This is a genomic window from Brachybacterium fresconis (genome assembly GCF_017876515.1).
GTDB lineage: Bacteria > Actinomycetota > Actinomycetes > Actinomycetales > Dermabacteraceae > Brachybacterium > Brachybacterium fresconis.
Genome location: NZ_JAGIOC010000001.1, coordinates 2,308,575 through 2,320,374, shown reverse-complemented (window position 1 = coordinate 2,320,374; position 11,800 = coordinate 2,308,575). Strand labels below are relative to the sequence as shown.

10 protein-coding genes are annotated in these 11,800 nt (G+C 72.4%); 5 read left to right on the top strand and 5 right to left on the bottom strand.

All coding sequences use genetic code 11. From position 1 onward, the window contains the following. The first annotated feature begins 99 nt into the window (after positions 1 to 99). Complete coding sequence (locus JOF44_RS10445; RefSeq protein WP_209890688.1) at positions 100 to 1,578, top strand: sulfatase-like hydrolase/transferase; 1,479 nt, start codon at positions 100 to 102, stop codon at positions 1,576 to 1,578. 21 nt (positions 1,579 to 1,599) lie between these two features. On the opposite strand, the gene JOF44_RS10440 is transcribed toward JOF44_RS10445, so the two are convergent. After that, the gene (locus JOF44_RS10440) at positions 1,600 to 2,490 is read right to left on the bottom strand and encodes an NmrA/HSCARG family protein (protein ID WP_209890685.1); all 891 of its coding nucleotides are present in this window, start codon (positions 2,488 to 2,490) and stop codon (positions 1,600 to 1,602) included. A gap of 77 nt (positions 2,491 to 2,567) precedes the next feature. Here JOF44_RS10440 and JOF44_RS10435 point away from each other — a divergent pair, with 77 nt between their 5' ends. Both JOF44_RS10435 and JOF44_RS10430 read left to right on the top strand, forming a co-directional pair. After that, a complete protein-coding gene (locus JOF44_RS10435) occupies positions 2,568 to 3,002 on the top strand; it encodes a MarR family winged helix-turn-helix transcriptional regulator (protein WP_209890682.1) in 435 nt (144 codons plus the stop codon). A 145-nt stretch (positions 3,003 to 3,147) separates the two neighbouring features. Next, entirely contained in the window at positions 3,148 to 4,761 is a 1,614-nt protein-coding gene (locus tag JOF44_RS10430; RefSeq protein WP_209890679.1) for a sulfatase family protein, read from the top strand. Positions 4,762 to 4,805: 44 nt separating this feature from the next. On the opposite strand, the gene JOF44_RS10425 is transcribed toward JOF44_RS10430, so the two are convergent. The 4 genes from JOF44_RS10425 to JOF44_RS21150 all read right to left on the bottom strand — a co-directional run bounded on the left by JOF44_RS10425 (position 4,806) and on the right by JOF44_RS21150 (position 8,856). Beyond that, positions 4,806 to 5,501 (bottom strand): CE1759 family FMN reductase, encoded by a 696-nt coding sequence (locus JOF44_RS10425; RefSeq protein ID WP_209890676.1) that lies wholly within the window; start codon positions 5,499 to 5,501, stop codon positions 4,806 to 4,808. Positions 5,502 to 5,583: 82 nt separating this feature from the next. Then, entirely contained in the window at positions 5,584 to 6,741 is a 1,158-nt protein-coding gene (locus JOF44_RS10420; protein ID WP_209890672.1) for an LLM class flavin-dependent oxidoreductase, read from the bottom strand. A gap of 163 nt (positions 6,742 to 6,904) precedes the next feature. Beyond that, positions 6,905 to 7,567 carry a response regulator gene (locus JOF44_RS10415; protein WP_209890669.1) on the bottom strand — a complete coding sequence of 221 codons (663 nt, stop codon included), beginning with the start codon at positions 7,565 to 7,567 and terminating at the stop codon, positions 6,905 to 6,907. Continuing rightward, positions 7,564 to 8,856: a sensor histidine kinase gene (locus tag JOF44_RS21150; RefSeq protein ID WP_209890666.1), complete on the bottom strand. Its 1,293-nt coding sequence runs from the start codon at positions 8,854 to 8,856 to the stop codon at positions 7,564 to 7,566. The genes JOF44_RS10415 and JOF44_RS21150 overlap by 4 nt, the downstream gene beginning before the upstream one ends. Before the next feature lie 132 nt (positions 8,857 to 8,988). On the opposite strand from JOF44_RS21150, the gene JOF44_RS10405 reads away from it, so the two are divergent. Both JOF44_RS10405 and JOF44_RS10400 read left to right on the top strand, forming a co-directional pair. Continuing rightward, on the top strand, positions 8,989 to 9,477 hold the full coding sequence (locus tag JOF44_RS10405; RefSeq protein ID WP_245348917.1) for a hypothetical protein: 489 nt from the start codon (positions 8,989 to 8,991) through the stop codon (positions 9,475 to 9,477). Between the two features lie 103 nt (positions 9,478 to 9,580). After that, positions 9,581 to 11,728, top strand: coding sequence for a S9 family peptidase (locus JOF44_RS10400; RefSeq protein ID WP_209890663.1), 2,148 nt, complete (start codon positions 9,581 to 9,583; stop codon positions 11,726 to 11,728). Positions 11,729 to 11,800: the final 72 nt, after the last annotated feature.

The following is an 11,800-nucleotide window of genomic DNA, read 5'->3' as shown; positions in this document are numbered from 1 at the left end:
CCGTCGGCGCACGAGGCGTCGTGGGTCCTCGATCGGGCCGCACCACGGACGGCAAGCGGTTACCCACAGGGTAGCGCGGAGCGGCGGAGCGGAGCGAAGATGATGGACATCGACGGGCCCGACGGCGGTCCCCCGAACGTGCTGCTGCTGGTCACCGACGATCAGGGGGCCTGGGCGCTGCCGTCCCTGATGCCCGAGCTGCGCACGCCGACCCTCGATCGTCTCCAGCGCGAAGGCAGGACCTTCGAGCAGTACTTCTGCGCCTCCCCGGTGTGCTCGCCGGCTCGCGCGAGCATGGCCACCGGGCGCATGCCGTCGGCACACGGCATCCACGACTGGCTCCATCCGGAGGCCCTGGCCCGCACCGACGCGCCCCGACGGCCGTTCGATCCGGACTTCCTGGAGGACCTCCCCGGCGCGGACACGCTCGGTGCGATGTTCTCCCGCCACGGGTACCGCTGCGGGATGACCGGCAAATGGCACCTCGGCTCCGCGGACCGCCCGGCGGAGGGATTCGAGTACTGGTACGCCCATCAGCTCGGCGGCGGCCCCTACTACGACGCGCCGATCTGGCAGCAGGCCGACGGGACGGGGGTTCCGGCGTCCCCCGCGCAGCCCGGCACCGAACCCTCCTACCTCACCGACGCGATCACGGACCGCGCTCTGGAATTCCTGCGCGGAACGGCCGCGGACCGGCGACCCTTCTTTCTCCAGGTGACCTGGACCGCGCCGCACGACCCCTGGTTCGACGGCAACCATCCCGCTGATCTGCTGGACCTCTACGCCGACACGGACTTCCCCTCCGTCCCGAAGTCACCTCCGCACCCCTGGTTCGTGCGGGAGAACTTCTCCCGCGCCGTCGCGGACCGCCACGGCGCGCTCGCCGGCTACTGCGCGGCGCTCAGCGGCGTGGACCGCAGCATCGAGGCGATCCTCGCCCAGCTCGAGCGCACCGAGATGCTGGAGAACACGATCGTCGTGTTCACCTCCGACAACGGCTTCTCCTGCGGCCACCACGGCATCTGGGGCAAGGGCAATGCCACCGCTCCGCTGAATCTCTGGGAGCCCTCGATCACGGTGCCCTTGATCGTGCGCTGGCCCGGACACGTTCCCGCGGGAACGCGTGATCGCACCCCGACCTCGGCCACCGGCCTGCTGGAGACCCTGGCCGAGCTCACCGGCGCCGTCCCCCGCGAGGACCCGCTGCGGGCGGGACGCTCCTTCGCCGCACGCCTGGTGGGCGGGCGCGATGCGCCGGACGGAACCAGGGCGGGGGAGGAGTGCGGGGTCGACCCGGCCGACGAGCCGATCGTCATCCACGACGAGTACGGCGCCCACCGCATGATCCGCACCGACGGGTGGAAGCTCGTGCTGCGCCGCGAGGGGCCCACGGAGCTGTTCCACCTTCAGGAGGATCCGGGCGAGGAGCACGATCTCTCCCGCGACCCGGTGCACGCCGCCCGGCGTCGCGCGCTGGGGGATGAGCTGACGTCGTGGTTCGCGGCCCATGAGACGGCGGCGCTGAGCGGCTGGGACGCCGCGGTCGACGGCGCCGGTCAGCGCCGACCCCTCGGTTGACCCGGTTCGCGGCGGGGATCGTCAGGCCGCGACGGCGCCGCGGGCCCAGCGCTTCAGCGTCATCGGCTCCCCGACGAGCGCATGGGTCAGCTCCCAGTCGGCGCGGTAGGCGACCGGCTCGGTGAACCAGGTGAACATCGCCCTCAGATCCTCGCTGGGCAGCCCCGACGTCGGCAGCGGCGTGTAGTGCACCGGGCGGTCGAGGGCGGCGGCGAAGGCGTCGGCCATCTGCGACCCGGTCCTCTCATCGCCTGCGATCTCGACGGCGCTCGGCGTGGACGTCGGATCGATGAGCATCCCGGCCGCGGCGGCGCCGATGTCGGCGACGGCGATCATCTGCAGCGGCACCTCGTCCGGCAGGGGGAGCGGCAGCACCGTGCCCGGTGCGCCGTCCGGGTCGACGGCGCCGTCCTGGACGGCCAGGTTCTCCATGAAGAACGTCGGCCGCACCACCGCCGCGGAGAGCGGCGAGGCCGCGAGGTATCGCTCGACCTCCCACTTGCTCTCGAAGTGGGGGACCCCGGTGTCGCGATCGGCGCCGCCGACCGAGCTGAACACCATGTGGTCGACTCCAGCGCGGACGGCGGCGTCGACGAGAGAGCGCCCGCGCGAGAACTCCGCCTCGGCGCCGCCATCCATGCTGGTCATACCGAAGACTCGGCGCGCCCCGTCGAGAGCGGCGGCGGTGCTGTCGGTGTCCTCCAGGTCCGCTTCGACCACGTCGGCACCCCGTGAGAGCAGGGCCTGGGCGGCGGCGGAGGTGGCCGAGCGGGTCACCGCGCGGACCGGGATGCCGGCCTCCAGCAGGGAGGTGGCGACGGCTCCGCCCTGCTGTCCGGTGGCGCCGATGACGGCGACGGTATCGGTGCGGCGGCGCGGCGTCAGGGCGCCGGGGATGGTCGTGTCGGTCATGGTCGTGCTCCTCTCGTGACGGGGCCGGGCGGCCCCTGCACGAACCATTATTAGCCGACTAACTGTAGGATGGCAAGGTGCCCGTCCCGAGAAACGTCAGTGCCCTGATCCCCGTCGTCGCCCGCGAGCACCGCTCCCTGGCCGGAGAGCTGCTGCAGCCGCTGGGCCTGCATCCGGGCCAGGAGCTGGCCCTGATGCTCCTGGCGGAGTCGAGCCCGCGCTCCCTGGCCGAGCTCGCCGAGATCCTGCACGTCACCGCGCCCACCATGACGGTCATGATCCAGCGCATGGAGAAGAAAGGCCTGGTGAGGAAGGAACGCAGCGCGGAGAACCGGCGCCAGGTGGAGGTGCGGATGACCGTCGAGGGCGAACGCACGCACGACCGCGTCCTCGCGATCTGGGACACGCTCGACGCGCGCACCGTCTCGCACCTGAGTCCGCAGGAGCAGGTCGAGCTCCAGCGGCTGCTGCGCCTCGCGCTCGAGGGGGTGCGCGAGGCGGCCGGGGACTGATGCACGCCGGACCGACGCGCGCCGGGGACTGACGCGCGTCCTCGGCGCGTCTTCCTGCTGTGTCGGTGCACGATGGTCGCGTACGCGGTCCATCCTGACACCACCGTCCGACGCCGGACACCACCGTTTGCGAGGAGCCCGCCCGATGTCCACCTCCTGCCCCGACCGGCCGAACATCCTGCTGATCGTCTCCGACGACCACGGATACGGTGATCGCTCCTCGATCGGCAGCCCGGACGCCCGCACCCCGCAGCTGGACCGCCTCGCCGCGACGGGCACCACCTTCGAGGACGCATACGTCACCGCCCCGATCTGCTCCCCCTCCCGCGCCGGGCTGATCGCGGGCGCGTACCAGCAGCGCTGGGGCGCCCAGTGGTTCGACACCTCCGCCTTCCCACCTGCGGAGCGGCCCGTGCTGCCCGAGATCCTGGGCGGGGCCGGGTACCGTACCGGCTACTTCGGCAAGATCCATTACGGACCCGAACAGGCCGGCGACCGCGCCTGCCCCGACCGGCACGGCTTCGATACGTCGCTGTACGGGCTCGCCGGGCAGAGCATGGGGCGCCTGCACTACCTGCACCACTCGCGCGGCGCCGAGGAGGCGCTGGGGGAGGCGCGCGGGGTCCACGGCGTCAGCCCGCTGCTGGAGAACGGGCGCGAGGTGGACTGCGAGCAGCATCTGACCGTCGCCTTCACCGAGCGCGCGATCGACTTCATGGGGCCCGGCGCGGCGAGCGGGTCGACGGCCGGCACCGCGGGGGCCACGGAGGGGGCCGGCACCGCAGGGGCCGCGGAGAGGACCGGCACCGCGGGAGCCCAGGAGGGGGCCGTCTCCGACCCGCACGCCGAGGACCCCTTCCTCTGCCTGGTCGCCTACAACGCCGTGCACAACTTCGCCTGGCAGCTGCCCGAGGACGAGCTCGCCGCCCGCGCCCTGCCGAGCCATGAAGACTTCGATCCCGCAGCCGGTGACTACGTCGACTGGTACGACGGGGCGATCTCTCCGCACCTCGAGCACGGGCGGGACTACTACCTCGCCCAGCTCGAGATCATGGACCGCGAGATCGGGCGCCTGCTCGACCACCTCGAGGCCACCGGCCGGCGCGAGAACACCCTGGTCGTCTACCTGACCGACAACGGCGGCTCCACCTGCAACTACGGGGACAACACCCCGCTGGCCGGCACCAAGTACAGCCTCCTGGAAGGCGGCGTGCGGGTGCCGTTGCTCGTCTCCCGGCCCGGAACGGTCCCCGCCGAGGCACGCTCGACAGCGCTGGTCTCCGCCCTCGACCTGCTGCCGACGTTCGCGGCCGCCGCCGGCGCGGAGCTCCCGTCGGACGCCCTCTTCGACGGGATATCCCTGCTGCCGGCGTGGGACGCGGCGGCGGGATCGAGTGAGGGGGAGCCGGCGACGGCCGACTCGGCCGGCGGGACCGGGGAGACGGGTGCCGCTGGTGCCGCGCGGGCGGCCGACGGCGGGGGCCATGAGGTGCTGCACTTCGACACCGGTTTCCAATGGGCTGTGCGCACCCCGGACTGGAAGCTGCGCAGCGTCGATCCCACCACCGGGCACCGCGACCATCTGCTCGCCGTCGAGCACACCGACGTCGGCGCCGGGCTCACCCTCGTGCCGATGGGGCCCGGAGCATCCGATGCCGATGAGTCCGCAGCGGCCGATGTCGCCGCCGAGCACCCGCAGGTCGTCGCCGAGCTGACCGCGCTGCATGAGCAGTGGCGGGAGGGTCTCGCCGCCGTCTGAGATTCCTCATCGCGCTGAGGCGGGAGCAGCGTCCCGCCGCAGCCTCAGCGCTTGCCGAGCAGCGTCCCCATCGGCACGAAGTCGGAGAACTCCGCATCCCGCGTCGAGTCGGCGCCCGTCGGGGCGGGCGACTCGTCCCCGTCCGCAGGTTCCTCGGCATTCTCCGCTGCGGCGCCGGTGCCGGCCCGCAGCATCGTGGTCAGCTCCGCGGCGGCCCGCCGCACCCGCGCTGCCAGCGGCTGCTCGTCGGCCTGCCCCTCGGTGTCGGCCCCGAAGTCGGCCGACGCGGCGAAGACGACCGTCGGCACGACCTCCGCCTTCAGGTACCCGAACATCGGCCGGATCGCGTAGTCGATCGCGAGGGAGTGGCGGGCGGTGCCTGCCGTCGCGCCCAGCAGCACCGGCTTGCCGGCCCACACGTCGATGTCGATCGCGTCGAAGAAGGTCTTGAACAGCCCCGAGGGGCCGACGTTGAACACCGGCGTGACCGCGATGACCGCGTCGGCGGCGCGCACCGACTCGATCACCATGGACAGCTTCTCGCTCGGGAAGCGGGTCAGCAGCGCGTCGGTGATGTCGTGGGCGTACTCGCGCAGCTCCACCGTCGTCACGTCCACCTCGGCACCGTCGCGGCCGAGAGCCGCGGCGGCCGCCCGGGAGAGCTGGTCGGCGAGCATGCGGGTGGAGCTGGGGGTGGACAGCCCCGCGGACAGGGCCACGAGACGGAAGGTGTCGGTCATGGGGAGGATCCTCTCAGAGGGCGGAGTGTGGGCGGCGGCCGGGACGACGCCCGGGTCGGGTCGCGTCCTGCGGAGCCGGGGATCAGCGGCGGGCGTCCTCGGCGCGCAGGCCCGTCCAGTTGTCGCCGGTCTCGAACTTGTAGGCGTCGTCGAACGCCCCGCGCTCAGCCTCCGCGGCGGCGACCCGTGCCGCGTGGGTCGGCGCCTCGGGGACGTCGGCCGGCTTGCGGGCCTCCAGCTCGCGGCGCAGCACCGGGACCACCTCGGTGCCCAGCAGCTCGATCTGTTCCATGACGGTCTTCTGCGGCAGGCCCGCGTGGTCCATGAGGAACATCTGGCGCTGATAGTCGCCGACGTTGTCGGCCATGGACAGGTAGCGCTCCACGACCTGCTCCGGGGAGCCGACGGTCAGCGGCGTGGCGCGGGTGAAGTCCTCCATCGAGGGGCCGCCGCCGTAGACCGGGGCGTTGTCGAAGTAGGGACGGAACTCATTCCAAGCCTCCTGGGAGTTCTTGCGCATGAAGGCCTGGCCGCCGAGGCCCACGTAGGCCTGGCTCGCGGTGCCGTGGCCGTAGTGCTCGTAGCGCTCGCGGTACAGCTGGACCATCTGCGCGGTGTGGCTCATCGGCCAGAAGATGTTGTTGTGCAGGAAGCCGTCGCCGTAGTACGCGGCCTGCTCGGCGATCTGCGGGGAGCGGATCGAGCCGTGCCACACGAACGGCGCCACGCCGTCCAGCGGGCGCGGGGTGGAGGTGAACTGCTGCAGCGGGGTGCGGAAGCTGCCCTCCCAGTCCACCACGTCCTCGGTCCACAGCCGACGCAGCAGATCGTAGTTCTCGATCGCGATCTCGACGCCCTTGCGGATGTCCTGGCCGAACCAGGGGTAGACCGGGCCGGTGTTGCCGCGGCCCATCACCAGGTCCACGCGGCCGCCGGTGAGGTGCTGCAGCATCGCGTAGTCCTCGGCGATCTTCACCGGGTCGTTGGTGGTGATCAGCGTGGTCGCGGTCGAGAGGATCAGGTCCTTCGTCTGCGCGCCGATGTACGCCAGCGTGGTGGTGGGGGAGGAGGTCACGAACGGCGGGTTGTGGTGCTCACCGACCGCGAAGACGTCCAGGCCCACCTGCTCGGCGAGCTTCGCCTGGGCGACCATGGACTGCAGCCGCTCGTTCTCGGTGGGGACCTTGCCGGTGGTGGGATCCGGCGTGATGTCGGCGATGGTGAAGATTCCGAACTGCATGGTCGCTCCTCGCGGTAGGTCTCTGCGATCCGCGGGCTCGGGCTCCGCCGATCAATAGTTCAAAACTAAACTACTTGGAAGAGATGATCAAGTCCTCGGCATCAGGACGTGACGAAGACCCGCGTCGCGGGCGCCGTTCGCCGGAGGCTGCGCGACCGTCCGCCTACGCGTCGTCCTCGGAGAACAGTCCCCAGCGGTGGGCGAGGACGGCGAGCTCGGTGCGGTCGCGGGCGTCGAGCTTGGCCAGGATGCGGCTGATGTAGGTGCGGGCGGTCGCGGGGGAGACGACCAGGTGCTGGGCGATCTCGGCGTTGGTGTCGCCAAGTGCGACGCGGCGCAGCACGGCGAGCTCCCGCTCGGTGAGCCTCTCCAGCCGCGGGTCCGGCGCCACGGGTGCCGCGGTCGTGGCCAGCTGTGCCATGACCTGCCGCGCGACGCGTGGTGACAGCAGGTTCTCGCCGCCGGCGATCGTGCGCACCCCGGCCCGCAGCTCTGCGGCGGGAGTGTCTTTGAGCAGGTATCCGGCGGCGCCGGCGCGGATCGCGGCGAAGACCTCCGCGTCCTCGTCGAACGTCGTCAGGATCAGCACGCGCACCGCGGTCAGGTCCGGGTCGGCCGTGATCTCGGCGGTGGCGGCGATGCCGTCGGTGCCGGGCATCCGGATGTCCATCAGCACGACATCGGGGCGGTGCCGGCGGGTCAGCTCGACCGCCTCGCGCCCGGAGTGCGCCTCGGCGGTCACGCTCAGGCCGTCGTCGCCGTCGAGCAGCGCCCGCAGCCCTGCGCGGACCAGGTCCTGGTCATCGGCCAGCAGCACCCGGATCATCGATCGTTCCTGTCGTTCTTGTCGTCCCCGCCGCGCCCGTCGCCCATGAGGCCGTCGGGCACCAGGGGCAGCACGCCACGGACCGCGAACCCGCCGTTCTCCGGGCCGGCGATCAGGCTCCCGCCGAGCGCCTCGGCGCGCTCGCGCATCCCGATGATGCCGTATCCGGTCGCTGCCGGCGATGCCTGGGACGGCGCGGACGGCGAGGTCCGAAACGCCGCCGGGACGGAGGGTGGCCCCTGACCAGGGCACCCGTCGTCCACGACGCTCAGCTCGAGCTCCCCGTCGCGCACCCGTGCATCGACGGCGGCACGGCTCGCACCGGAGTGACGGACGATGTTGACGGCCGCCTCCTCCAGGATCCGCACCGCTGCGGCCTCGACCACTCCGGGCAGCGGCGCGTCGACCTCGACCGACGTCGTCAGCTCCATGCCGGGGCCGACCAGGGTCGGCAGTCCCTCGAGAACGCCGGCGAGGGTTCCGGCGGGCGCGGAAGCCTCCTCCGGCGCGCGCAGCAGCCGGACGGTGCGCCGCAGCTCCGCCAGGATCGCCTGCGAGGACTCGGTGACGACGTCCAGTGCGGCACCGGCGTCGGAGGAGTCGCCGCGGCCGAGCGCCTCGCGGGCGACGTCGGCGTGCAGCGAGATGACGGTCGTGCGGTGGCCGAGGGCGTCGTGCAGATCCCGCGCGACAGCCTCCCGCTGAGCGCGAGCGCGCTCGAACGTGCGGCGACGTTCGGACTCGGCCGTCAGCTCGATGGTCCGCCGCGCCTCGGCGACCAGGCGTCGTCGCGACCGGAGACCGTCGCCGAGGGCCATCGCGGCCGCCATCAGCAGGACATGACCGGCCAGCTCGTAGCCGACCACGACGGACGCGGGCGCTCCCTCCGTGAGGCGGAAGAACACGCTGGCCGCGAGGACCACGAGGGCGGCGCCGATCGCCCAGCGCAGCTTCCCGGCCTCCGCCGCCGAGAAGAGGGCGGCCGCCACGGGTACCGCCACCCCCACGGCCGGATAGCCGAAGGAGTAGTAGGCGAACAATCCGAGCACCGAGACCGCCAGCACCAGGACCGGATAGCGGCGGCGGACCAGCATCAGCGCTCCAAGACCCACGGCCCAGAGGTAGGCGAAGGGATCGGAGTCGGTCTCCCCGCCGATGTCGGCCGAGATGATGAGGACCAGGATGACGGTGACTGCTGCTGCCAGGACGGCGTCGACCAGGTGCCCGGAGAGCACGCCACGCGGTCCGGCCTGCGGGTCAGCCGGGTGGGAGGCGGAGGGCGCGGTCACGGCACCAGGGTAGGTCGCGCCGGTGGTCGCCGCATCGGCCGGGAGGCGACAGATCAGGTCGCCTCGCGACGTACCGACCTCTGGATGACGGACGGATGTGGAGGTGACGAGCCGGTTCCTAGTGTTCCGGGCATGAACAACCAGCCGCTGTCCTCCGCCCCTGTCCGTTCCGCCCGCCACCCGCTGGGACTGACGATCCCGGCGATCCTCGGTCTCGCGCTCCTCGCCGTCCCGCGAGTGGTCCTGCACGACCTGAGCATCATCCAGTCGGGCACGTGGGTGAACTCGCTGTTCGTGTTCGTGCCCCTGATCGTGTGGATCGTCGTCGTGATCGCCGCGCGGGTGCCACGCCCGTTCCTGACCCTGCTGGTCGTCGGCATCTGCTACGGGGTGCTCCTGGCGACCGTGCACCAGGTGTTCTGGGGTGCCTCGTTCCCGGACGGGCCGCCGTCGCTGGGCGGCAACCTCTCCCAGATCGATCCGGCGCTGCAGGCCGTCTTCTTCCGCGGAGCGACGGCGATCTCCAGCCTCTTCACCGGAACCGTCATCGGGGTGCTGACCGGGCTCGTGGCTGAACTGGTGGCCCTGGTCATCCGGGCGATCGGTCGCGCCGGTCGGTGACCGACGGCGGGCGGCGGAGGGGCGGTGAGCGCCCCGTCGGTACGGCCCCGCGCCCGTCGAAAAGGGTGCGCACCACCGAGTCACGGTGACAGGATGGTGAGTCATGACATCCAAGAGCATCGAAGCCCTGTTGGACGCGTCCCGGCTCGCCGGGCTGGAGACCACGGACGGGGGCAGGATCCTCGCGAAGGTCGCCTCGACGACCGCGAAGGGCACGGCCTATCGCACCGCGCTGGTGGAGATCGAGGAAGATCGTCTGCTGCCGCTGACCCGGGGCGAGGCATCGATCGGCGCGGTCGCCGCCGCCGAGGACGGCACCACCTTCTTCACCGCGAAGCGTCTGGGCGAGGACGGCACCGAGGCCGACGACGCCCAACTGTGGGCGCTGCCCCCGCGCGGCGAGGCCCGCGAGCTCGCCGCCCGGCCCGGCGGCTTCGGCGGTCTGCGCCTGGCAGGCAGCCACCTCATCACGGAGCTCGAGGTGCACTCCCAGGCCTCCGACGAGACCGAGCACGACCGACTCTCGGCGAAGCGCGAGGAGGCGACGGTGACGGCGGCTCTCCACGCCGAGTTCCCCACCCGCTCCTGGGACCATGACCTCGGCCCCTCCCGCCCGGTGCTCGCCCTGGCCGCGCTGCCCTCGGACCTCTCCTGGGCCGAGGCCACCGCGATCGTCGGCGCAGGGGGCGGGGCCCCGTCGAGCAGCGCCGCGGCCTCCGGCGGGCCCGGCGGCTCGATCGGCAGCTCGGGCGACTCGACCGATGGCTCAGGACCGTCGGCCGGCAGCGGCGACGGCGGCTCGCCCGGGGACTCCCCGCACAAGCAGGTGCTGCACTTCCGCTATGTGACGATGCCGCCCGGGCGCCTCGAGGAATGGACCGTCGACCGCGACGGCTCCCGCGCCCTGGTCGCGATGGCCGACTCCCGCGGGGACCTGCTGGCCGCCTCCGATCTCTACCTGCTGGACCTCATCGGCGCCCAGCCGCCGCGGCTGCTGCGCCAGGGCACGGCCGAGGCCGAGCACGGTCCCGGGGAGTTCAGCCCCGACGGCACCCGGGCGCTGATCGGCCGCGGCCGGAACTGGACCCAGGAGGCGAGCCTGTCCACCAGCGTCGAGCTGCTCGACCTGGCCACCGGGACCTCGACCCCGGTGTGGCCCGAGCTGGACCAGTGGGTCGATCCGGTCTGGCTCGACGACTCCACGCTCATCGCCACCAGTGATGATCAGGGCCGAGGCTCCGTGTGGATCGGCGGCCTCGACGACCCCGCGCCCCGGCGGCTCGCCGGAGGACCCGAGCAGGATCTCGCCTTCGACTCGGCATCGGTCGCCGGCGGAGCGGTCATCGCGTCGGCCTCCGGGATCTCCGTCGCCCCGCATCCGGTGCGCATCGAGCCGGCGACCGGACAGATCCAGGAGCTGGCGAACCCGGCCGACGCGGTCGCTCAGAAGGGCTCGCTCACCGAGGTCACCGCGACCGCGCAGGACGGCACCGCGCTGCGGGCCTGGCTGCGTCTGCCCGCGGGGGAGGGGCCGCACCCGCTGGTCGTCTTCGCCCACGGCGGCCCCTGGGGATCCTGGAACGCCTGGACCTACCGCTGGAACCCGGGGCCCTTCGCGGATGCCGGGTATGCCGTGCTGCTGCCGGACCCGGCGATCTCCACCGGCTACGGCCAGGCGATGATCGACCGCGGCCAGCACGAGCTGGGCGGCGCCCCGTTCACCGACATCATGGCGCTGACCGACGTCACCGTGGCGCGCGAGGACATCGACGCCGAGCGCACAGCCTTCGCCGGCGGCTCCTACGGCGGGTACATGGCCAACTGGGTGGCCGGGCACACCGGCGACCGCTTCCGCTGCATCGTCACCCACGCCTCCCTGTGGGACACCGTGAGCATGGGGCGCACCACGGACAACGCCGCCTGGGAGCGGCCGATGCGGGAGCAGAACGCGCTCTACAACCCGCGCGACGCCGTGGCCGACATCGTCGTGCCGATGCTCGTCATCCACGGCGACAAGGACTACCGCGTCCCGATCGCCCAGGGCCACGCCCTCTGGTACGACCTCAACGCCTTCTCCGCGACCCCGCGCGACGCCGAGGGCCGCACCCGGCACCGCTACCTGTACTTCCCCGACGAGGGGCACTGGATCCAGGGCCGGGGCAACGCGCAGGTCTGGTACGAGACCTTCCTCGGCTTCCTCGATGAGCACGTGCGCGGGGAGGCCTGGGAGCGGCCTGCGACGCTCGGCTGACTGACGACGAAGAGCCGGGGTCGAAGAGCCCGGCGCGTCGCGGCCCGGGGTGCGACGCGCCGGGGTGCGCGG

Bases quoted from the DNA above. Each gene is read 5' to 3' on its own strand.
- JOF44_RS10445 (WP_209890688.1), top strand. From the start codon at position 100: ATGATGGACATCGACGGGCCCGACGGCGGTCCCCCGAACGTGCTGCTG.
- JOF44_RS10405 (WP_245348917.1), top strand. From the start codon at position 8,989: ATGAACAACCAGCCGCTGTCCTCCGCCCCTGTCCGTTCCGCCCGCCAC.
- JOF44_RS10430 (WP_209890679.1), top strand. From the start codon at position 3,148: ATGTCCACCTCCTGCCCCGACCGGCCGAACATCCTGCTGATCGTCTCC.
- JOF44_RS10400 (WP_209890663.1), top strand. From the start codon at position 9,581: ATGACATCCAAGAGCATCGAAGCCCTGTTGGACGCGTCCCGGCTCGCC.
- JOF44_RS10440 (WP_209890685.1), bottom strand. From the start codon at position 2,490: ATGACCGACACGACCATCCCCGGCGCCCTGACGCCGCGCCGCCGCACC.
- JOF44_RS10425 (WP_209890676.1), bottom strand. From the start codon at position 5,501: ATGACCGACACCTTCCGTCTCGTGGCCCTGTCCGCGGGGCTGTCCACC.
- JOF44_RS10415 (WP_209890669.1), bottom strand. From the start codon at position 7,567: ATGATCCGGGTGCTGCTGGCCGATGACCAGGACCTGGTCCGCGCAGGG.
- JOF44_RS10420 (WP_209890672.1), bottom strand. From the start codon at position 6,741: ATGCAGTTCGGAATCTTCACCATCGCCGACATCACGCCGGATCCCACC.